The sequence below is a fragment of the Cyclobacterium sp. 10D3-21 genome, from assembly GCF_055809755.1.
Map to the genome: position 1 here is coordinate 4,282,337 of NZ_CM147924.1, position 25,252 is coordinate 4,307,588.

General features: G+C 39.1%; 16 protein-coding genes. 8 read left to right on the plus strand and 8 right to left on the minus strand.

Annotated elements, in window-relative coordinates; translation table 11 throughout:
• Positions 1 to 1,002: 1,002 nt before the first annotated feature.
• From AC0L7T_RS16795 to AC0L7T_RS16805, 3 genes are all read right to left on the minus strand, one after another.
• Complete coding sequence (locus AC0L7T_RS16795) at positions 1,003 to 2,283, minus strand: M14 family zinc carboxypeptidase (RefSeq protein WP_473336769.1); 1,281 nt, start codon at positions 2,281 to 2,283, stop codon at positions 1,003 to 1,005.
• Between the two features lie 110 nt (positions 2,284 to 2,393).
• On the minus strand, positions 2,394 to 3,833 hold the full coding sequence (locus tag AC0L7T_RS16800; protein WP_473336771.1) for a DUF1501 domain-containing protein: 1,440 nt from the start codon (positions 3,831 to 3,833) through the stop codon (positions 2,394 to 2,396).
• 4 nt (positions 3,834 to 3,837) lie between these two features.
• Complete coding sequence (locus AC0L7T_RS16805; RefSeq protein ID WP_473336773.1) at positions 3,838 to 6,840, minus strand: PSD1 and planctomycete cytochrome C domain-containing protein; 3,003 nt, start codon at positions 6,838 to 6,840, stop codon at positions 3,838 to 3,840.
• A gap of 871 nt (positions 6,841 to 7,711) precedes the next feature.
• Between AC0L7T_RS16805 and AC0L7T_RS16810 the strand changes: the two genes are divergently transcribed.
• The 4 genes from AC0L7T_RS16810 to AC0L7T_RS16825 all read left to right on the plus strand — a co-directional run bounded on the left by AC0L7T_RS16810 (position 7,712) and on the right by AC0L7T_RS16825 (position 13,604).
• Complete coding sequence (locus AC0L7T_RS16810; protein ID WP_473336774.1) at positions 7,712 to 10,834, plus strand: SusC/RagA family TonB-linked outer membrane protein; 3,123 nt, start codon at positions 7,712 to 7,714, stop codon at positions 10,832 to 10,834.
• 22 nt (positions 10,835 to 10,856) lie between these two features.
• Entirely contained in the window at positions 10,857 to 12,701 is a 1,845-nt protein-coding gene (locus AC0L7T_RS16815; RefSeq protein ID WP_473336776.1) for a RagB/SusD family nutrient uptake outer membrane protein, read from the plus strand.
• Between the two features lie 298 nt (positions 12,702 to 12,999).
• Complete coding sequence (locus AC0L7T_RS16820) at positions 13,000 to 13,407, plus strand: hypothetical protein (RefSeq protein WP_473336778.1); 408 nt, start codon at positions 13,000 to 13,002, stop codon at positions 13,405 to 13,407.
• Complete coding sequence (locus tag AC0L7T_RS16825) at positions 13,404 to 13,604, plus strand: helix-turn-helix transcriptional regulator (protein WP_473336779.1); 201 nt, start codon at positions 13,404 to 13,406, stop codon at positions 13,602 to 13,604. Before AC0L7T_RS16820 ends, AC0L7T_RS16825 begins: the two co-directional genes overlap by 4 nt.
• A gap of 224 nt (positions 13,605 to 13,828) precedes the next feature.
• Here the strand turns inward: AC0L7T_RS16825 and AC0L7T_RS16830 are convergent, their stop codons facing one another.
• The 4 genes from AC0L7T_RS16830 to AC0L7T_RS16845 all read right to left on the minus strand — a co-directional run bounded on the left by AC0L7T_RS16830 (position 13,829) and on the right by AC0L7T_RS16845 (position 18,095).
• The gene (locus AC0L7T_RS16830; RefSeq protein ID WP_473336780.1) at positions 13,829 to 15,106 is read right to left on the minus strand and encodes a polysaccharide pyruvyl transferase family protein; all 1,278 of its coding nucleotides are present in this window, start codon (positions 15,104 to 15,106) and stop codon (positions 13,829 to 13,831) included.
• Between the two features lie 199 nt (positions 15,107 to 15,305).
• Positions 15,306 to 16,604 carry a TRAP transporter large permease gene (locus AC0L7T_RS16835; protein WP_473336782.1) on the minus strand — a complete coding sequence of 433 codons (1,299 nt, stop codon included), beginning with the start codon at positions 16,602 to 16,604 and terminating at the stop codon, positions 15,306 to 15,308.
• 3 nt (positions 16,605 to 16,607) lie between these two features.
• Positions 16,608 to 17,096, minus strand: coding sequence for a TRAP transporter small permease (locus AC0L7T_RS16840; RefSeq protein WP_473336784.1), 489 nt, complete (start codon positions 17,094 to 17,096; stop codon positions 16,608 to 16,610).
• A gap of 3 nt (positions 17,097 to 17,099) precedes the next feature.
• Positions 17,100 to 18,095, minus strand: a complete 996-nt coding sequence (locus AC0L7T_RS16845) for a TRAP transporter substrate-binding protein (RefSeq protein ID WP_473336786.1) — start codon at positions 18,093 to 18,095, stop codon at positions 17,100 to 17,102.
• A 406-nt stretch (positions 18,096 to 18,501) separates the two neighbouring features.
• Between AC0L7T_RS16845 and AC0L7T_RS16850 the strand changes: the two genes are divergently transcribed.
• From AC0L7T_RS16850 to AC0L7T_RS16865, 4 genes are read left to right on the plus strand one after another with little or no spacing between them, the layout of a single operon-like run.
• Entirely contained in the window at positions 18,502 to 20,148 is a 1,647-nt protein-coding gene (locus AC0L7T_RS16850) for a UxaA family hydrolase (RefSeq protein WP_473336787.1), read from the plus strand.
• Between the two features lie 26 nt (positions 20,149 to 20,174).
• On the plus strand, positions 20,175 to 20,990 hold the full coding sequence (locus AC0L7T_RS16855; RefSeq protein ID WP_473336788.1) for an SDR family oxidoreductase: 816 nt from the start codon (positions 20,175 to 20,177) through the stop codon (positions 20,988 to 20,990).
• On the plus strand, positions 20,987 to 22,183 hold the full coding sequence (gene uxuA, locus AC0L7T_RS16860; RefSeq protein WP_473336789.1) for a mannonate dehydratase: 1,197 nt from the start codon (positions 20,987 to 20,989) through the stop codon (positions 22,181 to 22,183). The genes AC0L7T_RS16855 and uxuA overlap by 4 nt, the downstream gene beginning before the upstream one ends.
• A 39-nt stretch (positions 22,184 to 22,222) precedes the next feature.
• A complete protein-coding gene (locus AC0L7T_RS16865) occupies positions 22,223 to 23,581 on the plus strand; it encodes a Gfo/Idh/MocA family protein (RefSeq protein ID WP_473336791.1) in 1,359 nt (452 codons plus the stop codon).
• A 189-nt stretch (positions 23,582 to 23,770) separates the two neighbouring features.
• Here AC0L7T_RS16865 and AC0L7T_RS16870 read toward each other — a convergent pair whose 3' ends face one another.
• Complete coding sequence (locus tag AC0L7T_RS16870; protein WP_473336793.1) at positions 23,771 to 25,180, minus strand: NAD-dependent epimerase/dehydratase family protein; 1,410 nt, start codon at positions 25,178 to 25,180, stop codon at positions 23,771 to 23,773.
• Positions 25,181 to 25,252 lie beyond the last annotated feature (72 nt).

Below are 25,252 nucleotides of genomic sequence, written 5' to 3' on the forward strand. Positions count from 1 at the left end.
CTTTCATCATTATTTTTTAAAATATTCACTTAATATGGTGAACATTTTTAATTAATTTAAATAAGAATTTAAATATAGATAGAATTAAATCGTTTAAAAATCCAGTCATAATAAATATTATAAAATTAATATTTATTATAATTTTGTTTCATTTAAATAACATTGAAATAAAATATAACGATAATTATTAAGGAAAAGGAGATGTAATTTCCTGATAGCCAAACAGGTAGAAGGAGAGAATCCCAATATTAAAAAATCACTAAAATTGTCTAATGCTAATAAATTGAACTAACATTAATCACTAAAATTAAATGGGAAATTCACCTATTTTAACCACTCCTGTAAAAATATGCTTTGATAACATTTTTTTTGGTCTTAGATGAAATTAAGTTTGGGGTTATATTCTATTAAGCAAATTAAATAGGAACTATATCTCCATAAAAAAAATAATTAGGAAGTCATATTTAAAAAATATTGCCATTTATATTTTTGGTCAAAATCCGAAAACATTTAATAGAATGTTTAGTCAACTAACTTGGGTTGAGATTTTGCCAGCATTGTTCCAGAAGAATGGCGACAATACAGCAAAAATCAATTTATGCTTTTTCAATAACCTACAGGACCACCCCTTTCGCAGCATCGATTTGGTACTTCCAGGCCTTAACATTGCTTAAAATTTCCAGTCTATTTCAATATTGGAAGTGATGTTAGGCAATTAAAAAAATGAATGGAAATAACCATTTGGATTACCTGAATCATACCCACCGCTACAGTGAACCTGTCTGCCGTAATAATGTAGAATACAGAATAGCAACAATTTGTTGATTATTAAATGCTTCCACCACGTGATAGAAGACCAGTTGCCTATTTCAGATTTAACCTATTCCTATAGATATCCCATCACCGAATAGGGGTGTATATTAATATTGACAATTAGGTTAATGAATACTTGATTATACCTTAACTTAAAAGGCTCTATGGCCAAAAAGCTTAATGATTTGCTTATGGATTCTCCAAATACTCCGAAATTGCAAATATTAAATCCTTCCCAAATAACCTGGCTTTTTCTTGGGTAACAAGCTGCCCGTTATTGATCCCGAAAGGAAACTCCAGGGTGGTGGTCATTATTAAACCTTCATCTAAAAATCCTGAAGCCCATTTACTAAAGGAGTATCCCTGTTCAAAATTACTCCCTTTGTTCCAGGCAGTGCCATAGGCAAGGAAGCCCGTCTCGCTATCAATTGTAAGGGGCCCTTTATGCGTTCGGATCAAAGTATTTACGAATTTTTCTTGAGAAGCAGAAATCTTCTCGTCTTCATTTCCTACAAAATAAACCCATTCATTGTTTTCTCCTTTGATCCAGGGATTGTGAAGATCTATGCCTATCCAAGGCAATCCATCTATCCATTTCGGAATGTCTTCTCTTATGGCTTTTGTACTCGTATAAATACTTTCTCCGGAATAATCCCTGTTGTGATCCCTTGGACTTCGGTATTTGCCTTGATCTCCTTGTTCTACCCCATCTTTGTCTAAAAATGGAATGATCATAATCTCAACCTTAGCTAACAGTTTTTCCATCGTGTTATTTCCTGATACCAAAGCATCAAGCATCCCCTCAATAATATAATTGCTCATCATTTCTCCAGCATGCGCCCTGGCAGTAAACAATACCCTCACCTTTGGTTTAGAATCAAAATTACTTATCAACAACTGCTCAACTTCTCTACCCGCTCGCGTTGTACTGAGCACTGATTTCCTAATATATTTGGAATCTTTGTGTTTTAACATAAATTTATCGAAATTTTTCTGCGTGTAAGCCATACCCATACTAAGCATAACAGGCTCTCCATTACCAGAAAACTCAAAGCTGAAAAGATCAGGCCCCAGGTGATTTTCTTTATCAATCCAATTCCATTCATAACCACCATCTGTACTGTAGGCCGCTCCCAAATTGGTCAATGAATTGGGTTTAGTCGCTTTAAAAAACCATTTTTTATTGCTTGTACTTTTAACAGTAAAACACCAATAAAACCATTCCCTCGGAGTATCTCGAAGATCTGGCTTAAAAAAAATAGTGTCACCTAAAACCTTATCGATGACAACATTTCCACCTGGAAAATCGCTATCTATAATTGGTATTTGAGCAGTCCTAGCGGCAAAATTCAACTTGTTCGCACTCCCTATTCTTAAAGGATTCTTTAACTCATCTTGGCCAAGTAGTATATGGGAAGTAAACAGAACAGTGGCAAAAAAAATAAAGGGAATCAGTTTATTTAACAACATAAATGGTTAGCTGTAAGCGTTATTTTATTTAATTAAACATTTAAAATGGAGGCATTCACAATTCATCCAATTGCATTTCTAAGGTGAACTTCTACAGACTAGTCTACTTGTCAAGTCAGAATATCTTTAACCACGTTTCCATGTACATCGGTTAACCTGAAATCTCTTCCTCCAAAATGGTAAGTCAACTGCTTGTGATTCACACCCAGTAGGTGAAGAATGGTGGCATGAAGGTCATGAATTGTTACAGGCTTATCCACGACCCTATATCCATACTCGTCAGTTTGTCCATATATCTTACCTCCTTTGACACCTGCACCAGCCATCCACATACTAAATGCCGAAGGATTATGGTCCCTCCCATCAGCTCCTTGAGCAAAGGGTGTGCGACCAAACTCCCCAGTCCAAACCACCAAAGTTTCTTCTAAAAGCCCTCTGGACTTTAAATCTTTCAAAAGACCTGCAATGGGTTGATCCACCGCATGGGCATTCCGCTCATGTCCATCTTTTAAACTGTGGTGTTGGTCCCACCTGTCAATCCCGCTCATGGATGGACAAGTAAGCTCCACAAAACGAACCCCTCTTTCAACCAGTCTCCTGGCCATTAGGCATTGGGCACCATAATTTCTTGTATTTATATCTTCGTCAAATAAGCCATACAGCTGTTTTGTAGCTTTCGTTTCCGAAGAAAACTCTGTCAATTCAGGCACGGATGATTGCATGTGATAGGCCAGCTCATAATTTTTGATGGCAGCTTCAATTTCATTGGATTTCCCTTCCTCTTTCGCATCCATTTCTTTTATGAAATCCAACTTTTGCTTTTGGTGACTTGTCAAACTGCTGTCCGGCTTAATATTTGCCACCGGAGTTTTTCCGGTTTTCATAATAGAAGCCTGGTAATCTGCAGGCAGGAAACCATTTTTAAAGTTATCTACCCCTCCAGGAGGAATTAATCCCCCATCCAAAACCACATAGCCAGGTAAATTACTGTTTTCTGTCCCTAATCCATAATTGACCCATGCACCAACACTTGGCCTTCCTTGCAGGCCACTTCCCGTGTGCAGAAAATAATTGGCGTTGGTGTGCTCGGGGAAATTGGATACCATTGACCTAATCAAGGCTAAATCATCTGCACAGCCAGCTATATGCGGAAAAAGCTCACTTACCGCCATTCCAGATTCTCCATATTGCTTAAAATCCCAGGGACTTTTCAGGATTTTACCATTGTTGTTGAACTGTGTCGCATCTATTTTAAATTTGGGATCCATACCATTTTCCCTGGCAAGACGGGGTTTTGGGTCAAATGAATCTACCTGTGACACCCCTCCATCCATGTACAAGAAGATAACGTTCTTGGCTTTCGGTAAAAAGTTAGGCGCTTTGGCCAACTCGCTTAGTATATGTTGCGACTTCTTGTCTGTAGACTTGCAAGCAGTACTCAAACCACCCATCATACCCATTAAAGCAAGCGAGCCAAACCCACAGCTGCTAAATTTTAACATCTCTCTCCTACTTAAGGCCTTATTGAGAAGTGGCTTGTGATTGTTCATGGGTTTACAGTAAATAAATAAATGATTTCATATTAAATAAGGCATGACAGTACTCCTTCCACACGAGAAAGTCAAAATTTTCTTCGGTCTCAGCATCAGAAGCAGCTACTGCCTTGGTTTCACTTAGAAAGGCCAAACCTTTACTGATTTCATCGGCTGTTGGCAACCGGGAAAAAGACCTTAAATAAGCTTCAACGATTTTTTCATTTTCAGAAAGCTTTTTGTTCTCCAACAATTCAGTGGCCATAAGGCCTGCCTGTTCTGCAATGAAAGGGTCATTCATTAAAAACAAAGATTGCGCTGGCACATTGGTCACATCACGTTTTCCGAAAGTGGTAAAAGGAGTCGGTCTATCAAAGGCAGTCATCATTCGGTCAAGAAAATTTCTCCTGACCTCAAGGTAAACAGACCTTCTTCCATTTCCATCCAAAGGACCAGAATTTCCAGGCCTTCCTCTCCCCTGCATAAAGGAGGTCAAATGAACTGGGACAGGTTTTCCATACATGCTAGGATTCAAAGTTCCAGCGGCTGACAAAACAGCATCCCTGATTCCTTCCGCTTCAAGCCGTCTGACGGAATACCTTGTCAGGTACAGATTATCAGGATCTTTATCTACACTTCCACCCATTGTACTTCTTTGAAAAGCCTGGGTCAGCACCATGTTTTTAATCATGGTTTTAATGGACCAGGATTGCTGAACAAATTGTAAAGACAGAAAATCCAACAATTCGGGATTCGTAGGCAATTTCCCTTGAAGCCCAAAATTATCAACGGTCTCTACTATTCCTCTGCCAAATACATGGTGCCAGATCCGGTTTACCATGACTTTGGAGGTTAATGGATTATCGGCTGCCAATATCATCTTTACCATTTGTTGCCTTCCACTTCCCTCACCACGATAAGGTTTTTGTTCTTCAAATATACCGGAGAGGAAAATCCTCGGCATTTTCTCTTCGCTTTGATCCGCATGGTTTCCTCGAATAAAAATGGGACTACCGCCCGCAAAACCATCCGTCACACCTTGTATGAATACACTGTCTTTTACCTGGCTTCCGATAGCATCACTTTTTACTTTTAATGCAATGGCCGTAGAGAAATGCTTTTCAAGACCGCCTTTTTTTAATTTCTGGTTGAGATAGGCTATTTCTGAAGGCGTACTTTGACCAGTATTCCAGTTCTGTACTGCCTGAGAAAGTGAAATATTAGTTTCCTGATCGTTTAATTCGGGGGTTTGCCAGGCACCATCAAAAGCAATGGCATACGCAGCGGCTATATAAGCCTCTGCATCCTGGATATAATTATGTCTGATAAATGAGCCAGGCAATATTTCTATATAGACTTTCTTGCCTTTCCAACTGCTCACATCAATGGTATAATTTTGCCATTCTTCCTCATTTACTTTCTGATCTAAATCACCGTAGATAGGATTGCTTATGAGTTGGAAGTTCTCCATTACAATACGGATGCTTGCGCCTTTCCCTTTTGCTCTAACACCTATAAACTGCTTGTCAATAATAAAGTCAGGGGACCTTAAAGCACCAAAAATACCCCTTCCAAATTTTTGACTAGAAGCCATTCCCGGAGACAATGCTTGCAAATCACCTTTAGGAGAAGAAAACAATGGATCTCCCAAAGTAGTATTTTTACCAAAGGCAAAACCATCCGTTTTCCAGTCCTGAAAATCAGCTCCTCTAAAATCTCCCAGGACTTCAAGCCCTTCTGGATACGCTGATGTTGATCTTAAATTCACGAGTTGGACTGGAAGTGTATCCGCAGTTGTGGAGTCTACCCATGAATTGGCCAATAAAGATTTTATTTTTTGTTTTAAGTCAGCCGCCTGAGAGATTTTTTCAAATTTTAAATTGGAGTCACCAACAGGAACAGGGCTGAATCGAGTGCTTCCCAATACCCCATAAAGCGCATAATAATCTGCAGTAGGTATGGGGTCAAATTTATGATCATGACACTTGGCACAAGCCACAGTAAGCCCCTGAAAACTTTTGCCTACCACATCTATCATATTGTCTATCCTGTCTGCCTCATCCTTTTTTACATCTACTGGACTGTGTGTCCCTTCGCCCATGGTGAAAAACATCGTACCTAAAACGGATTCATTCTCTCCTGTTTCAGGATTAACACGGGGAGAAAGAAGCATGTCTCCCATCAATTGTTCTTTTATCAATTGGTCATAAGGTACGTCCTGATTGAAAGCCCTGATTAGATAATCCCGGTACCTCCAGGCCCCTTGAATTTGATAATCAAACTCATGTCCTTTGGTCTCCGCATAGCGCACCACATCCATCCAATGACTGGCCCACTTCTCACCAAAGGCAGGGTTATCAAGGTATTCATCCACCAACTCAGCATAAGCCTCCGGTCTTTCATCTGCCACAAACTGCTTTACCCTTTCTACCTCTGGAGGAAGACCTGTCAGAACATAAGACAACCTACGAATCAATTGGTATTTATCAGCTTTTAAGCCAGGTTCCAGGCCTTTTTCGGCTATTTTTTCATCGATTAGCGCATCAATAGGTTCACTAAAAGCATCATTCCCAATGACTTTCTCAGTTTTGGCAGGTAAAAAAGCCCAATGAGGCTCATATACTGCACCGTCTTCTATCCATTTTTTTATCAATGCCACTTCATGATCAGAAAGCGCTTGCTTTAATGAAGGCGGGGGCATCATGAAGTCCTCATCTTCGCTGGTGATCCGGTCGATTAAAGCACTTTTGTGCACTGATTCTGGTACGATGGCCCTATTCCCACTTTCCAAAAGTTTTATTGCTCCCTCTTCAAGGTCTAGTCTCAAACCTGCTTCTCTACTACTAGGATCTGGGCCATGGCAGAGGTAGCATTTCTGTACAAGTATAGGTTTTATATGAAAATTAAAGTCCACCTGAGCAGGCATTTCCTGCTTTGTTTCCTGTTCACAGGAAAACAAAGCACCTATGCCTACAATAGAACAAAATGCCATTAGAACACGAAAAGAATAGACCCATTTAAGCATTAACATCCCATATGAAATTGATACTTTATAAATAAAGTGAAATGAATAATCTTCAATTTACTTTATTTTGCAAAAACTTCAATGGCAAATGAAGGAAAAAACCAACTTATAAATCAAAAGTAATACAAACGGTAAATAGAAAGAATTTTTATTGAAATGCTATTTTAAACCGAAATAGTCAATAGACAATCTATTAGGTATTGAAATCACCCTAATATCAGCCACTTCACCCCATTTATGACGCTGACAGCTAGACAAGCCCAGCATAGATGCGGTATTAAGTTAAAATCTCCAAACAACTTTAATTTCTTCCGATTGCAACACTTCAGGGTGTAGTCTGGAGATCTTATTGCATTATCATGGTTTAACAAAAAAGTGAACCCAGTGAAAATTAATGTTATCACTTAAAGTGAGCTTAATTTAAATTGAAACTTCCACCCAATGATTGGATGACAAGTATTGAATACAAACAATCTCAATAATTCAAGTTAAATCTTTTTTAAATAATTTAATTATATGACATTTGTTTTTATTTTTTATGATTTCATAATTAATATATTAAAATATTTGAAATATAAATATTTTAATATATTGTTATATACTTAAAATTTGATTTTTAAAATTAAAAATTATAAATATCCTAATACATTTATTGATACAATTAATAATGTATTATTTCAACTAAATTCTTCATAACATCAAATTTTCAGAATATAAATTGTAAAATCGTTTACGTACATCAATTTTTTTGATAATGAAACCGATTGCATATTCAATATTGTTTTACTATTATTGAATATTATATAGGATCTATTTAATCAATTCTCCTATTAGTATTCTAAAACAATATTTAAACTCTAACCCAAAAAAGATGAAAAACTTATTACAAAAGCAATTTTTCAGAGTATCAGAAATGAAAATTCTGATACTCTGTTTCTGCATGCTGTGCATTTCAATAGATGCTGCAGCAGAATTACCAGATATTAGGATTGAAGAAGACATTACGGTATCTGGTCAGGTAACTGATGAAAATGGTGAGGGTCTTCCAGGAGTTACGGTACTTATAGAAGGGCAGGGAACGGGAACAGTCACTGATATTGAAGGCAATTATAAAATTACTGTGCCTGAAAATGCGAGTTTGACTTTTTCTTTTGTTGGTTTTACTACCCAAACTCTAGCAATAGGAAACCGTTCAGAATTGAATGTCACCTTAATTATGGACACCGCTTCATTAGATGAGGTTGTGGTTATTGGCTATGGTACCGCTAGAAAAAGAGACCTTACAGGTGCTGTTTCATCAGTTACAGCCTCCAAACTTGAAAATGAGAATCCAAACTCAATCCAAGACGTTCTTAGAGGAAATATTGCTGGTTTGAATGTTGGTTTGAGCACATCCGCAAAAGGAGGAGGCAGTTTGGAAGTTCGTGGAAGGAATTCATTAAATGCGGGTTCAAGTCCCCTTTTGGTACTTGACGGTGCCATTTATTATGGGCAGCTCGCAGATATCAACCCAAATGACATCGAAAGCATAGATGTTTTAAAGGATGCTAGTTCTGCAGCAGTATTTGGAGCGAAAGCCGCCAGTGGAGTTATACTTATCAATACTAAAAAAGGGGAATTGGGAAAGACCCAAATTAAGGTCAATTCCAACTGGGGTTTGGCCACGATGTCAAAAAATGAGCCTTTATATGGTCCTCAGGGATTTCTTTCATGGAGACAAGACGTGATGGAAAGTATAAATGCAGGAGGATTCGAACCTTATAGATTTTCAAACCCTAACACTTTACCTGATAACATTTCCCTAGACACATGGCTGGACTATGACGGCTCGGAAGGAGATCCAGAAACGGTTTGGCTACAGCGCTTGAACATGCAACCCCTTGAGATTGCAAACTATAAGGCTGGAGAAAGTGTCAATTGGTACAATATGATGTTTCAAAATGGGTTAAGACAAGACCATACAGTAAGTGTCTCCGGTAGAAACGAAGATTTTCAATATTACTGGTCCATGGGCTACTTGGACAATGAGGGATTGATCGTAGGTGACAAGTTCACGACCATTAGAAGTAGGTTCAATATTGAAGGCAATGTTAACGATTGGCTTACGGTCGGTATGAACACACAATTCGCAGATAGGGATGAAAGCCAAATTGCAGTGAACTGGGGCGACATGGTCAATTTATCACCCTGGGCAGAACCCTTCTTAGAAGATGGAGAGAGCCTTAGGTTCAGACCAAACGAAGAAGGAAGTGGCGGACGTCACCCTTACTATACTCCAGGATTTACGGATCGATTACAAAAAGAAACCACAATCAATGCTACATTATTTGCAGCGGTTGAACTTCCTTTTGGCATTAAGTTTAGAACAAACTTCACACCTCGTTATGAATTTTATGAACGTTACAATCATGAAATGGCTGCCCACCAGGATTTTGAAAACATGGGAGGAAGAGCGAGCAGACAGCAAAGAAAAGTATATTTCTGGCAGGTTGATAATATTTTAAGCTGGAGCAAAAATTTCAACAACATCCACAATTTTGATGTGACACTCTTAGCCAACTCAGAAAAATACCAAAGCTGGGACAATACCATGACCAACGTGGGATTTGAACCACATGACCGATTGGGATACCACAATATTGGAGCTGGTATCAATGCTATCATTTCCAGTAAAGATGAATACCATACAGCAGATGCACTTATGGGAAGAGTAATATATACGCTTTCAGATAAATACATAACTACGCTCTCTGTAAGAAGGGATGGGTACTCTGCCTTTGGGCAAAGAAACCCTAGAGCCACTTTCACTTCTGCTGCATTTGCATGGATTTTTACTGATGAAGACTTTGTCAATATCCCCTGGTTGGATTATGGTAAAATAAGGGCTTCCTGGGGAGTAAATGGAAACCGGGACATTGGTAGGTATGCTGCGCTATCGGACTTACAGACAGGTAAATATTTTTACCAAAGACCAAGTGGTGAATTGTATTTTGTGAGTCAGTTGTATGTAAATACCATGGAAAACGCCAATCTCAAATGGGAAAAAACCACCTCAACAAATCTTGGTATTGATTTTTCTCTGTTCAATAGTATTCTTGATGGAACCATAGAAGTCTATGACATGTCCACAACGAACCTATTGGTGGAAAGATCGCTACCTGATATTTTGGGATTTAACTTTGTCTATGACAATTTAGGTGAAGTAAGGAACCGTGGCGTTGAAATTAGCCTAAATAGCCAGCTGGTACAGAGATCAAATTTAACCTGGAGAGCAAGCATTAACTTCCAGATGAACCGTAATAAAATAATAAGCCTGTATGGAGATTTAGATAAAAATGGAGAAGAATTGGATGACATGGAGAATAAATGGTTTTTAGGCATTCCAATTGATGCCATCTGGGACTACAAAACAGATGGGATTTGGCAAACTCCTGAAGCAGACCTAGCAGATGATTATGGCGTAAGACCAGGTGACTTCAAAATTGAAGATGTAAACGGGGACGGAATTTTCACTAGTGAAGACAAACAATTTTTAGGATTTACGGAACCCAGGTCCCGATGGAGCTTAAGAAATGAATTTAAAGTCTGGAAAAATTTTGACGTTTCATTTATGATGTATGCTTATTTAGGGCATTCGGGTACTTTCAATCAAAGAAAAAACAGACAAGGATTTTTAGATCGATCCAATTCTTATATTCTACCTTATTGGACTGCGGAAAACCCAAGCAATGAATGGGCAAGACTCTATTCAAGCGAAGGTGGAGCAGGTGGATTTAATGTCTATCAAAGCAGGTCTTTTGTACGTCTGGAAAATATATCTATAGCTTATACAGTTCCACGTACCATAGTCGAAAGAGCAAAAATAGAAAACCTAAGATTTTATATGAATGTAAGAAATGTAGGCTTCTATGCACCTGAATTCAATTTTTGGGATCCCGAATCTGCAGAACCAACACCAAGGATCTTTACACTTGGAGTTGATTTGACATTGTAATAACTGCCTAAAGAAAAATATTATGAAAATCCATATAATAAAAACTACATTTTACCTAGGCCTTTTGGCGATAGGTTTAATGATTAGCACAACCTCCTGTGATGAAAGTTGGCTAGACCCTAAACCATTGTCCTTCTATGCACCTGAAAACACCTTTAACTCATCAAGTGGGCTTTGGAGTGCATTGGTAGCCTGTGAAAGAAACATGAGGCATGAACTTACGGGTGATGGCCCTCCAATTCTGACCGAGCATATCTTTACCGAGGTGGCTGTGGAAGGTACTACGGACAAATCTGGTCCAGCTCAGGACATGAACCTTTTGATAACACCAGATGCCAACCTTAATTCAGCAAATTACAATAGAATTGGTTGGTACTGGTATGAAGGTTTTAAGGGTATAAAATATGCTAACACTGTAATATCCAGGATTGACGATCCAACAGATTACGAATCAGAAGAGGAAAGAAACCACATACTAGGGACAGCCTATTTCCATAGAGCACTAAGGTACTATAGACTTACAAACCAATTTGGAGATGTACCTTTGATTCTCGAAGAAATACTTTATCCAAAACTTGACTTCTATTCCACTAAAAGAGAAGTAATTCTGCGTAAAATGAAAGAAGACTTAGAATGGGCAGAGCCTTGGGTTCCAGCAGTAATGGACAAAGGACAGGTTCCTAAAGGAGCCATTCAGCACCTTTTAACCAAAGTAAATCTTGCGCTTGGAGAATTTGACGATGCCATTGCTTCTGCTTCAAGATTGATAGATGGAGGTACCCATTCCCTGATGACTGATAGATTTGGTTCTACAGGTAATGACCCAGAGAAAAATTTAATCTGGGATTTACATCGGCCTGAAAACAAATCAGCAAATGTAAATAAGGAAGCGATTTTAATGGTCATGGACCGAATCGATACTGAAGGAAATTCAGGTGGGATGTCTTCCATGCGACAAGGTGTACCGTTTTGGTTTACAAATATCAATACACCAAATGGTAATCGAGGAACAATTGATCAACCAGGAATTGAAATTGATCAAGTAAGCAACTATGGCAGAGGCATTGGTAGACTACGTGGCACCTGGTACCACCAAAGCATGATATGGGATGATGAAAACGACCTAAGGCATGCACCTGGAAACTGGATGGACATGACGGATATGGTACATAACAACCCTGATTTAAAAGGTACTGATGACTACTATGGAAAACCTTTACAATTCCGAAACAATGAAGGAACAGTTTTGGTAGTGGACACCATTAGAAGTTGGTTTTCCTGGCCTCACTACAAACTATTTATACCTGAACCCCAGAACATAAGACCTAGCGGAGGTCATAGTGATTGGTATATATTTAGGTTAGCCGAAACTTACCTTTTACGAGCTGAAGCCTACGTTTGGAAAGGTGATTTAACCAATGCTGCCAATGACCTGAATGCGGTTAGAACACGTGCTGGTGCAGCACCCTATTCGCCTGATCAAATGAATATTGGGACTATATTAGATGAAAGAGCTAGAGAATTGTATTACGAAGAACCTAGAAAAACAGAACTTACCAGAATGGCTTTCATTTTTGCCAACACTGGCATTCAGGCTTATAATGGTAAAACTTATTCTCTAGATAAATTCTCCGATGAAAACTTCCTCTACGACAGAATAATGTCCGTAACTGATTTTTACAATAAAGGGGTTTCAACCAGGCATGGCGATACCTACACCTATAGTCCATATCACGTTTTGTGGCCTATACCTGCTCCTGCAATTAATAGTAATACCCAAGGAATACTCAATCAAAACAAGGGTTATTCCGGATATGAGAACAATGTCCCTCCATTAACTACAATAGAGGAAAGTACTAGTGAATAAATCACCCTAATACCCAATACCAAAGCCCTGAAAAATTAACCTTTTTCAGGGCTTTATTTTTTAGTTTCAGTTTTACCTTTTATATGCTCAGGTTATTGAAGGTCTATAAATATTTAGAATAAAATGCAAAGATTGCCAAGGCCTCTTTATTCTACAGTAATTGACATTTTCACGCTAAACTTAAGGCCATACAGCGCAATAAGTATTAAAACAATTCATTTTATGTAAAGTTAACTTGACTTTATAAATAATACGCTTACCTTTATGTAAAGTTTGTTTTACATAAATCGAAAACAGTATGGAAACTCAAAATTGGAAAAAACAGCGCAAACAAATTACCAGAAACTTGGGAATATGGACTTCTTTATGGGTAATGACTGTGGCTTTGGTTACTTTCGGACCTCAATTTTTATGGCAAGACAATAGCCTGCTGACTTGGTTGGGGGTTTTTGTCAACCTACTTTTCGCAGTAGGTTTGCTTTTGGCCAATATTCGCTTTCTCAAGTCTCTTGACGAACTAGAGAAGCAAATTCAACTGGAAGCCATGGGAATAGCATTAGGGGTTGGCGTATTTGGAGGCTTGGCTTATAGTCTTTTGGATGTTACAAACTTAATTTCTGGTGATGCAGAAATTTCCTTTTTGGTAATAGCCATTAGCCTAACTTATTTGGCTGCAATCGCAATTGGGAAAATGCGTTACCAATGAAAAACAATTTAAAAGTACTCCGTGCGAAAAACAACTGGACCCAGGCAGACCTTGCCGATAGCCTGGCTGTATCTAGGCAAACCATCAATGCCATAGAAAAGGGAAAGTTTGATCCAAGTCTCCCTCTTGCTTTTAAGATCGCCAAACTGTTTGGGAGCTCAATTGAAGAAATATTTGATGATGAAAGTGAAGATTAAACCCAGATTCTCAGACATGAAAAATGGAATTTATCCAGCTTAATTTAGGTTGAGACTTTAGCGGCATTGTTGCAGAAAAACAGCGACAATGTCGCCAAAATCATGTTTTACTCTTTATTTTCCCAAGTGGCGAGCACCCATAGCTTTATAATTTTCACCCCCATATAAATATTTCATTCGGGGTTAAACCATTTGGGAAAATCAAAAGAACTGAACCGTCAGCTTCAGCTGGTAACTAATTTGATTTTTCCTGAGGAAGCTTTGTAAATATTGGCTACTTTTTTCATTGCTTTCTCCAATTTTTGTTCAGCTTTATTGTAGTCTTTCCAGTTTTCCATCAACCTATCGGCAATTTGCTTACCCTCCGTTTCTTCTATTTCAAATACCCAATCAGCTAAGCCCAGGTCATAATACATTTGTCCTTTGATGGTGTCTTCAGGTTGCCTCAAATAAAACATGGGTGTTCCATTGGCCGCAGCTATTATAGGAGAATGACATTCAAAACTTAGCACAGAATGAGCCCTTGCATAAATCGAAGCGGCTTCATCCGGAAGCCAATAATCCCGTTTGATCACCTTACTTTTCACATCTTCCGGAAGTGGATCAATCAGCAATTCATCCATAATGTCTACCTGATAGGTCATTTCAGGACAAATCAATATTTTGTTCCCTGTTTTCCTTACCCATTCTATCATCGCCACCCTCATCTTGGCATGGTCTACTTCTTTGTATTTTGCATTGGTTTCTTCTACTTCCCTAATTTTTTCAGCCGACCAATTGACTTTTTTGATTTTATGGTAGGGAGTGTACCTTAGCCTGGGGATGACACATATAAATTTCTTCTCCTCTAAATGATGGTTTTCTAAAAATGACAAGGCTTTGTCCTCATCCAAGAGATCAAAGAAAAAAGTAGCATCTGGAGCAAATGAAATATCCTTTCCTCTCAGCCCATGGCTTTTCAATATCTTTAAGGAAGCGGTTTCTCTGGTATAAATAAAAGAGGAAGCATCCAACACTTTTTTTAATTCTGGAGAAATGGATTGGATGGTGGTACCAAAAATACCAAAAGGTTTGTCGGTATATTTCATCCAGGCCTCAAGGTTGTCTTGCCCCACCACATAAGGCCCAGAGCCATGAACCAAAATAGCTGCTTTATTAATGGCCGACATTACTTCTTCATTTTCCACACTACTGTCTTGAGCTACTGATCCATAGATGATTTTCACCTCTGGATAGTTCTTATGAAGAAGTTCCTTTACTTTTTCACCTTTGGATTTTTTCCAAAGTATGATTTCATAATCAGGCAGGAAGGTCTGAATTACATGAATCAATCCTGGTGTATGTGCAATATCACCAATGTTCACATCTTGCCAGCCAGATACCAGCAAAATGGTTTTGTTCGGATTTGAAGAATTATTATTTGCAATCGCACCTGTAATGGAAGCGATAAACATCCCTGTTGAAAGGCAAGTAATTCTTTTCAAAGCATTTCTTCTTTCCATAATCCTTCCTAATTTTTTCTATATTAAAATACTAAAGTGGCGTTATTTAAGGCAAAATAAAACAATTGATCCAAGTAATTTATGGCTGCAATTTCAATCTCATCAGGAACCACCCTCTTCACATGCCTAATGTTAATTGGATATAAAAAAACTCCTCAACCGAAGGCTGAGGAGTTGAATATATTAAATGTCTAATTTCTTATAAACCAAAAACAGATGGCAACCAAAGGGTAAGCTCTGGAATCAATGTGATCAGAAGCAAGCCTAATAACATCGCAAAGAAAAAGGGAAGTAAAGGAAAGAATACCTTAGCAATGGAAGTCTTGGCCACTCCTACCCCAACAAATAAAACGGAGCCAACGGGAGGGGTACAAACCCCAATACACAAATTCAACACCATCATGATACCAAAGTGGATTGGATCTATACCTAAAGTCACCACTGCTGGTAAGAAAATAGGCGTAAAAATCAATACTGCCGGTGTCATGTCCATAAAAGTACCAACAAACAATAAAATCAGGTTTATCATAATTAATATCATGAACTTATTGTCACTCATGGAGAGTAAAGCAGCACTAATCGACTGAGGAATATTTTCACTGGACATGGCCCATGACATGCTCATAGAAGTAGCAATCAACAACATTACAATCGCAGTTGTTTCGGAACTTTTCAATAAAATAGATGGGAGGTTTTTTAATTTTATTTCCCCATAAATGAAGGACAAGACCAAAGTATAGACGACAGCTATTGCAGATGCCTCTGTTGCCGTAAATACACCAACTACTATCCCTCCAATTACAACGACCAAAAGCATCAAACTAGGGAAGGCTGCTAGAAATTTTGTACCAAGTTCTTTCGCACTTGTAGGTTCACCTGGCTTTAAGTTGTGCTTTTTGATAAAAATAGCTGCGGTGATCATCAAGAATAAACCAATCAATAAGCCTGGAATATATCCGGCAATAAATAGAGCAGCAATGGACACACCACCACTGGCCAAAGAATAAACAATCAGCACATTGGATGGGGGAATGATCAAGCCAGTAGTAGAGGCAGTGATATTTACTGCAGCGCCTAATTCCCTAGGGTACCCTTCTTTCTCCATTCTAGGGGCCAATATACCACCAATGGCAGAAGCTGCCGCTGCGGCTGAACCTGCAATGGCTCCGAAAAGCATGGCAGCAATTACATTTACGTACAACAATCCACCGGGAAGTTTTCCTGTCATGGCTTTTGCCAAATCAATTAACCTGTTGGCAATGCCTCCTTTGTTCATTATCTCTCCTGCCAATATAAAAAACGGGATCGCCAATAAGGCAAAACTATCCAGCCCCACTCCCATTCTTTGGGCTATAGTGGTGGCTGAAGGTACAGAGGCTATGGTAACAGTAAGCGTAAGAAAACTAGAAAAACCCAATGCCCAGGCAACCGGAACGCCAATACCCATTAGAATAATAAAACTAACAATCAGTATAAGTATGCTTAAATATTCTTCCATGATTTAAATATTTTGGAGGTCTTTTTTGTTCATTAAACTTTTAATGTCTGTTAATTGGTAAAAAAGTACCAGCAGACCTGAAAAAGGGATCATCATATAAACATAAGCCAGCGGCAATTGCAAAGTCGCAGATTTTTGTTCCAGAATGAAGGTAATGTAAACCAGGTTTGCCCCTCCCATTATCATCACAGGAATAACAAATAGTATGATGACAATATTGATAACTATTAATAATCTTCGTTTGGCTTCGCCGACCAGCTTGGTTGGCAATATGTCTATGGCAAGGTGATTTCCTTGTCCGGCCACATAAGCAGCACCCAACATACCTAACCACACCAATAAATACCTTGATAGTTCGTCTGTAAAAGAACTAGGTGATTGGAGCACATACCTGGAAAAAACCTGCCAGGTAACATTAAGAACCATCACAGCCATAATGACCATTAGCATGATCCCTACAATTTTATCTAATTTTAATTTAAGACTGCTCATTGCTTAATATTTTCTAATTTCTTGCACCAACTTATACATTTCCGGATCTGATTCTTTCATGATTTCATAGACCTTTTCCGCTTCTTTTCTAAATGGTTCTTTGTCGGGGTAAAGTACCTCAACTCCAGCTTCTTCCAAAATTTTCATAGATTCAGCGACAGATTCTTCCCATAGTTTGTATTGGTAAACTGCAGATTCATCAGCAGCTTCCTGAAGCCAGGTTCTTTCTTCTGCGGAAAGCAAGTCCCATACTTTGGTACTTACAATCATCATATCGGGAATGGCGGTATGTTCGTTTAAAGAATAGTACTTGCACACTTCATAATGTCGGGAAGTAACAAAACTTGGAGGGTTGTTCTCAGCACCATCTACTATGCCTTGTTGCAATGCTGTATAAAGCTCACCAAAAGATACTGGTGTAGGCGAGCCTCCGAAACTCTGCACCATATTTACTGCAGTAGGGCTTTCCATTACCCTGATTTTCAAACCCTCAATATCTGAGGGTACCATTACAGGCTTGTCTTTGGTATAAAAACTACGCTTACCACCATCATAAAAGCACAAACCTTTCAACCAGTATTTTTCACCAGCTGCTAGCAGTTCTTTACCTATAGGCCCTGCCAGAACCTTGGCCTGCTGCTCATCATCGCGAAACAAATAAGGCTGACCCAATATTTTAATTTCTGGTGCGAATCCTTCCATCGCTGCAGTGGAAACTTTGGTCATGGCCAAACTCCCTATTTGTAGCAATTCTACAAGTTCCCGCTCAGTTCCTAATTGCTGGTTGGGATATACTTGTACTATCATTTTTCCATCAGATTTTTCTTCTGCCTTTTCAGCTAAATACAACATGGCTGCATGGACAGGGTGACTGGTATCCAATCCATGACCAAGTTTTAATATCCTTACCCCTCCAGGTTTCGAGCAGCTCACCAAAATAGCTGCCAAAAACAGCAAACTTAGGTAGATTGGGAAATTCGTCTTTTTAAATTTAAACATATGAATTGCAATATAATTTGGGTTTCTATTATTCGTTCACTTCTTAAAATTATATGAATTAAGTTTTATTTCAATAATTCATTCACAATATCTCTAACCTAATATCAAGCATTGAATCAAATTAACACAATGTCACGCTTAAATATAGTCTGACTAATAATGGCTTAGCTTAGTATTCACAGAAGGTTTCACTCGCAATTTATTCCATCCCTCAATTACCAATTTCCAGCAATTCGGGTATTTCGATGTCAATTCTCTTTGTGACACCTTCTGATATGATTTTATAATGTTGACAATAAACCATCAAAATTAATGGGGATTTAAAAAAAAGAAGCCCTTAGCCTCTTTTCTTTTAATTTATTTATAAATTGTGCAATCGATTGCTCAAGATAATCAAATAATTGAAATGGTGCATAAAGTTTTACAAATTCATCCTGACGACAACGTTCTGGTTGCGTTAACGGACCTTAATAAGGGCGAAATTATCCAATTTGGAAATCATGAAATTACATTAAAAAGCAGTGTTTCTGCCAAGCATAAATTCACCATTTCTGACTTAGGTCAGGATGACAAGGTTTATATGTATGGTATAATTGTGGGAAAAGCCTTGTTCCCCATTGCATCAGGTGATGTAATCACAACGAGCAACCTTGCCCATCAGACAGCCACCTACACTGGCCAAAGAAAAGCATTTGAATGGAATGCTCCTGATGTAAGCAAATGGAAAAACAGGACATTTGAAGGCTATCATCGACCTGATGGCCAGGTAGGAACTGCCAACTATTGGCTAGTTGTACCTTTGGTTTTTTGTGAAAACCGAAACATAGAAATCATGAAGCAGGCTTTTGTAGAGGAGCTGGGTTTTGCTAAGCCCAATCCCTATAAATCCTTTGTAAAACAAATGAAGCAACTTTATCTCGATGGAGACAAGGAAGGGCTTCAGCAAGTCGGCGTGGAAACGCTAGAACTCGCAGGGGAAGAAAAGCTATTTAAAAACTTAGACGGCATCAAATTCCTAACCCATAACGGAGGTTGCGGTGGCACCAGGCAAGATTCTGAGGCCCTTTGTGCCTTGATCGCCGGATACATCAATAACCCAAATGTGGCGGGTGCAACTATATTAAGTCTGGGTTGTCAAAATGCTCAACCTGCGATTTTAAAAGAGAAATTAGCCAATATTAATCCTGATTTCAAAAAACCTGTAATCATCTTAGAACAGCAGGAAGAAGGGACCGAACCCCAACTCCTCACCAAAGCCATCCAATCTACCTTTTTGGCAATGACAGAGGCTGATCAACTTGTAAGAGAACCAGCGCCATTGAGCCAATTGACTATAGGTTTGGAATGTGGTGGATCTGATGGTTTCTCAGGGATCTCTGCCAACCCATCCTTAGGTCAGGTTTCCGATATCCTTGCCGCATTGGGAGGGAAAACCATTTTATCTGAATTTCCCGAGTTATGCGGTGTAGAACAGGAATTGATTAACAGGTGTACCAGTGATGAGAATGCAGAAAAATTCGTGAAGTTAATGCGTGCCTATTCAGCATCCGCTGAAGCGGTAGGTTCTGGTTTTGACATGAACCCAAGTCCTGGGAATATAAAGGATGGCTTGATTACGGATGCTATTAAATCAGCAGGAGCAGCCAAAAAAGGTGGCACCTCTCCTATTGTAGACATCCTTGATTATACTGAAATTGTTACAAAACCTGGACTAAGTTTATTGTGCTCCCCGGGAAATGATGTAGAAAGCACCACTGCAATGGCAGGTTCTGGAGCCAATATCATTTTGTTCACAACAGGTTTGGGCACCCCTACAGGAAATCCAATCACACCTGTTATTAAGGTGTCTTCCAATCACAAACTTTCCAAAAGAATGTCTGACATCATAGATGTAGACACCGGAGGAATCATTTCAGGTGAAAAAACCATTCCTGAAATGGGAGATGAGTTAATGGAGCATATTATACAAGTGGCTAGTGGTAAGATAAAAGCAAAAGCGGTATTGTTGAATCAGGACGATTTTATACCTTGGAAACGAGGAGTTTCACTTTAAAATAAATAATAACCATAATACATACAATGTCTCAATTATTTTCAGTAAAAAACAAAGTCATCATAATTAGTGGTGGAACCGGTGTTTTAGGCAAAGCCATTGCCAAACACCTAGCATCGGAAGGTGCACAGATGATAATCCTTGGAAGAAATGAGGAAAAGGTAAGTACACTTGTGAATGAAATCAAGGATGATGGCGGTTATGCCTACCCTGCCATCGCGGATGTAACCAATGAAAATGACCTTACCCAGATCAAAGATAACCTGGAGAAAGAATTTGAGCAGGTAGATGTTTTGATTAATGCTGCTGGAGGAAATATGCCTGGAGCTACTGTCATGCCGGATCAAATGGTTACTGACTTGTCTTCAGATGCTGTAAAAACAATTATGGATCTCAATTATATGGGAACCTTCTTACCAATAAAGACCTTTTTACCTTTATTGGTAAAATCAAATAAGGCGTCAATCATCAATATCTCTTCCATGGCAGCCAGCAGGCCTATGACCCGTGTAATGGGATATGCTTCAGCCAAAGCGGCTATTGATAATATGACCAAATGGATGTCTGTGGAATTTGCTAAAAAATATGGCGCAGGATTACGCGTCAATGCTGTAGCGCCCGGTTTCTTTTTAACCGCTCAAAATGAAGCTTTACTAACCAACAAGGATGGTAGCCTCACACAGCGTGGCAATCAGATCATTGACCATACACCAATGGCCAGATTTGGAAGTCCAGAAGAGCTTTTTGGAGCTGTACAGTGGTTGAGTAGTGAAGCATCAAAGTTCGTAACTGGAACAATTACAGAAATAGATGGGGGATTTAGCGCGTATTCAGGAGTATGAGCAATAATAAGCAACCAATATATATGGAACAAACCATGCGTTGGTATGGTCCAAATGACCCAGTAAGTTTGTCAGATATCCTCCAGTCAGGAGCTACAGGCATTGTTACTGCCTTACATCAAATTCCAAATGGCCAGGTCTGGACACGGGATGCAATTAAAGAGCGGAAAGCCATCATAGAAGCGGCTGGATTGAACTGGTCCGTCGTGGAAAGTGTACCTGTGCATGAAAACATCAAAACCCGATCAGGGAATTTTGAAGAGTGCATTAAAAATTATCAGCAGAGCATCAGAAATCTGGCTGCTGAAGGTGTTTACACTGTTTGTTATAATTTCATGCCCATATTGGATTGGACAAGAACCAACCTTGCCTACCCAATGGCTAACGGCGCAAAAGCACTTCGCTTTGAAATGAAGGCCATTGCTGCCTTTGACTTATTTATTCTTAAACGTCCAAGTGCTGCTGCAGATTACAGCGAAAACATGAAGCAAAAGGCCAAGGCTCATTTTGATACCTTGTCTGAAGAGGAAAAGAACCAGCTGGTCAATAATATCATTGCTGGATTACCAGGTGCAGAAGAAGGATACTCTGTAGAGGATTTTCAAAAAGCACTGGATACATTCAAAGGTATCGATGCAAAGAAACTAGGCGAAAACCTTAATTTGTTTCTCGATGCAATAGTGCCTGTAGCTGAAGAAAACAAGGTGTCCGTTTGCATTCACCCTGATGACCCTCCATTCCCTATTTTTGGCTTGCCGAGAGTGGTGAGTACTGCCAAGGATTATGACCGTATTCTAGAAAACAACAATAGTCCTTATAACGGTTTCACCTTTTGCACAGGTTCCTTAGGAATCAGGGCTGACAATGATCTACCCGCAATGGTAGAAAAATATGGTGAACACATTCACTTCATTCACTTGAGAAGTACTCAGAGGGATGAAGAAGGGAATTTCTACGAAGCCAACCATATGGAAGGAGATGTACCTATGGCAGATGTAGTAGAAGCCATTGTTAAATTACAACAGAAAATAGGTAAATCACTTCCTATGCGTCCTGACCATGGACACCAAATGTTGGACGATTTGGGTAAGATCACCAACCCTGGCTACTCAGCTATTGGAAGGTTGAAAGGGCTTGCTGAATTGCGCGGTTTAGAAATTGGCATTGCCAGAAGCATCATGAAAACAGAATAAAAGTTATTAACAATACATTCAACTAACCTAAGAATAATTATGAATAAATCTAATGATAGCAGGAGGGATTTTATTAAAAAATCTGCTTTGGCAACCATGGGTATTTCTTCTTTAGGAGCTGTAGGGTTTTCTGCCAAAAGCTACGGAAATATCATCGGAGCAAATGACAGGATCAACCTAGCCATCGCTGGTTTAGGAAGACGATTGGGCGCATATTATGAGCCTGTAAAATTAAAATCCAGCAATATAAACCTTATGTACCTTTGTGATGTCATGCCTTCACAAAGAGAAAGGGCTGCAAAGAATTTCTCTAAACACATAGATTATCAACCAAAACTTGAAAACAGTTTACTTAAAGTTTTGGAAGACAAAGAAGTTGATGCCTTGATCAACGCAACCCCAGATCACTGGCATGCGCCAGGTACCTGGCTCGCACTAGAGGCAGGTAAAAATGTCTATGTAGAAAAACCTTGTAGTCACAACCCGTATGAAGGAGAACTATTAGTTGCTTACCAAAAGCATTACAATAAAGTGGTGCAAATGGGTAACCAGCAGCGCTCTTCCCCTGAAAGTATCCAAATCATTAAGGATATCCATGAAGGTGTGATAGGAAATGTTTACAAAGCCACAGCCTTTTACAATTCCGCAAGAGGAGAAGTTCCTAACCAAAAGAAGGCTTCACCGCCAAATGGATTGGACTGGGATTTGTTTCAAGGACCTGCTCCTAGAAGGGATTATACAGAAGAAACCTGGAATTACAACTGGCACTGGTATGGCTGGGACTATGGAACAGCGGAAGCAGGAAACAATGGTACCCACGAAATAGATGTTGCCAGATGGGCACTTCAGGTAGATTTTCCTGAAAAAGTTTCAGTAGATTCAGGAAAGTACCATTGGCCAAATGATGGCTGGACCATGTACGATACAATGGATGCTGTTTTTAAATTCTCAGACAATAGAACCATTCAGTGGGACTGTAAAAGCCGAAATGGACACAATACTTATGGTCCGGGAAGAGGTACTATCGTTTATGGAACAGATGGCTCTGTATATATTGACAGGGGTGGTTACAAACTTTATGATAGAAAAGGTGATTTAATCAAAACCAGTGAATCAGAAAGCAACGAAGCTGGCACTGCATTAGGCGGGGGAGGCGATATGTCTACCCTTCATGTTGTTAACTTCTTTGATGCTATCCGAGGAAAAGCGGAACAAAAAAGTCCTATCGAGGAAGGTGCAAAAAGTGTGTTGCTTTGCCACCTGGCAAACATCGCTTCCAGAACTGGAGAGGTGCTAACTTGTGATTCTTCAAATGGTCACATTACCAATAGTAAAAAAGGAAATGCCCTTTGGAAAAGAGAATATGAAAAAGGATGGGAGCCTAATTTAAAAGCCTAACCATTTATACCTTTACATAAATACAATCAATATTAAATCCCCGGATAAACTTCGGGGATTTTTTTTGACCAATTTATTCCATATATACAAAACAGAAAAACTGTTTCAACTAAACGATCTAGTATTCAATTGTTAAAAGGATATCCTTTAATTTGCCCGTCACAGCCATTCGAAATCTTGCTTTCGGTTTCAAATTAAATGTCTTTTTTTCTTACTAATCGTGTTTAGGTATTTTGCATACCTGTTCATTACCCAAAGGTGTAACCTTGCCTGGGTATTTACATAAAAGAACCAGGGAATCTTAGGCACAAATTCGTGGATGGCGGAAATGATGAATTTACCCCCCAATACCTCTCTGAACTCCAGCCAACCATAGTTTGCCCGACTGACCAGCCAGCCACCTGAAATGTAAAAAAGTTGCCTTTTTTTATCACTTCTGTCCTTCACCCATGACAATTGTAGCATCGGGGTTTTTATAAAGGATACGTAGAGACTAATGATCTTGTCCTTGTCTTCTTTCGCTACAATGATAGATTTAAAAAAAATAGGTAACCATACCTTGTACCGGTTGGCTGCCCAATAGGCACTTTTACCAAGGGTATTGGGTAATCGCTGTATGCTTCTTACCGTATTTTTTTGTTTATTAAGTGGTTTGAAAGAAGGTAATAAAGGTTCTTTTTCAGTCTCAAGTGCAATCTTTACCGCCTCTTCATAACTTTGGTAATTAATAGTAGCCGCATCAAAAGCCAATTCCTTGGATACCGTCATGGTATGCTTCAGGCTTTCCACCAAGGGAGAGACAAGTTGAGAGGGGCTTTCTCCAAAATACCCTACCCATAATTTCGAAAGCCCCGGAGAGAAAAAAGGAACAGAAAATACATACCTTTTTTTTCCCATCACCATGGAAGTTTTGACAAGCATTTCCTTATAACTCATCACCTCCGGACTGCCTATTTCTATGGCTTTATGATATACTTCCTCATTTCCTAAACAAGCAGCTATGATGGTAAGTGTATCCTTAAGTGAAATAGGTTGTGTTTTTGATTCAGTCCATTGGGGACAGATCAAAACAGGTAACTTTTTCACCAGATTCTTGATCATATCAAAAGAAGATCCCCCTGGCCCTACAATGATACTTGCTCTTAAAGCAGTCAGCGCAGCAGTTCCGGTAGATAAGGTTCGCTCCACTTCAAGTCGACTTTTCAAATGTTGCGACCACTCCTCTTCGGGTTCTCCTTTAGGCAAAATACCTCCCAAATAGATAATTTGTTTCACATCATTGGCCGTTGCTGCTCTTGAGAAATTATCTGCCAGAAGTAAGTCCGTATCTTCAAAGCTTCCCTGATTAAGTCTGGTGGATGCATTCATTGAGTGCACCAAATAGATGGCGTAGTCAACCCCTTTGAGTGCCTCAGTAGTAGAAGAAATGGAATACAATTCCACCTGCCTCCATTCAATTTTCGGTTCAGGATTGTCATTGACCTCCTTTCTACTCAAACCTACTATATGGTACTGGTCTTTAAACCTGTCCATAAACCATTTACCTATATATCCTGTCGCGCCTGCAATGGCCACAACCTTTTTTTCTTTTATATTCATCTTAATACAAACAAGTCCATGGCCAAATTGTTGGCGCTTCTATAAGTTATTCATTTTATTGCCTATATCTTT

Excerpts from the sequence above, each read along its gene's own strand:
- AC0L7T_RS16835 (WP_473336782.1), bottom strand. The coding sequence starts at position 16,604 with ATGGAAGAATATTTAAGCATACTTATACTGATTGTTAGTTTTATTATT.
- AC0L7T_RS16810 (WP_473336774.1), top strand. The coding sequence starts at position 7,712 with ATGAAAAACTTATTACAAAAGCAATTTTTCAGAGTATCAGAAATGAAA.
- AC0L7T_RS16845 (WP_473336786.1), bottom strand. The coding sequence starts at position 18,095 with ATGTTTAAATTTAAAAAGACGAATTTCCCAATCTACCTAAGTTTGCTG.
- AC0L7T_RS16855 (WP_473336788.1), top strand. The coding sequence starts at position 20,175 with ATGTCTCAATTATTTTCAGTAAAAAACAAAGTCATCATAATTAGTGGT.
- AC0L7T_RS16815 (WP_473336776.1), top strand. The coding sequence starts at position 10,857 with ATGAAAATCCATATAATAAAAACTACATTTTACCTAGGCCTTTTGGCG.
- AC0L7T_RS16805 (WP_473336773.1), bottom strand. The coding sequence starts at position 6,840 with ATGCTTAAATGGGTCTATTCTTTTCGTGTTCTAATGGCATTTTGTTCT.
- AC0L7T_RS16795 (WP_473336769.1), bottom strand. The coding sequence starts at position 2,283 with ATGTTGTTAAATAAACTGATTCCCTTTATTTTTTTTGCCACTGTTCTG.
- AC0L7T_RS16800 (WP_473336771.1), bottom strand. The coding sequence starts at position 3,833 with ATGAACAATCACAAGCCACTTCTCAATAAGGCCTTAAGTAGGAGAGAG.
- AC0L7T_RS16865 (WP_473336791.1), top strand. The coding sequence starts at position 22,223 with ATGAATAAATCTAATGATAGCAGGAGGGATTTTATTAAAAAATCTGCT.
- AC0L7T_RS16820 (WP_473336778.1), top strand. The coding sequence starts at position 13,000 with ATGGAAACTCAAAATTGGAAAAAACAGCGCAAACAAATTACCAGAAAC.
- uxuA (WP_473336789.1), top strand. The coding sequence starts at position 20,987 with ATGAGCAATAATAAGCAACCAATATATATGGAACAAACCATGCGTTGG.
- AC0L7T_RS16830 (WP_473336780.1), bottom strand. The coding sequence starts at position 15,106 with ATGGAAAGAAGAAATGCTTTGAAAAGAATTACTTGCCTTTCAACAGGG.
- AC0L7T_RS16850 (WP_473336787.1), top strand. The coding sequence starts at position 18,502 with ATGGTGCATAAAGTTTTACAAATTCATCCTGACGACAACGTTCTGGTT.
- AC0L7T_RS16825 (WP_473336779.1), top strand. The coding sequence starts at position 13,404 with ATGAAAAACAATTTAAAAGTACTCCGTGCGAAAAACAACTGGACCCAG.
- AC0L7T_RS16840 (WP_473336784.1), bottom strand. The coding sequence starts at position 17,096 with ATGAGCAGTCTTAAATTAAAATTAGATAAAATTGTAGGGATCATGCTA.
- AC0L7T_RS16870 (WP_473336793.1), bottom strand. The coding sequence starts at position 25,180 with ATGAATATAAAAGAAAAAAAGGTTGTGGCCATTGCAGGCGCGACAGGA.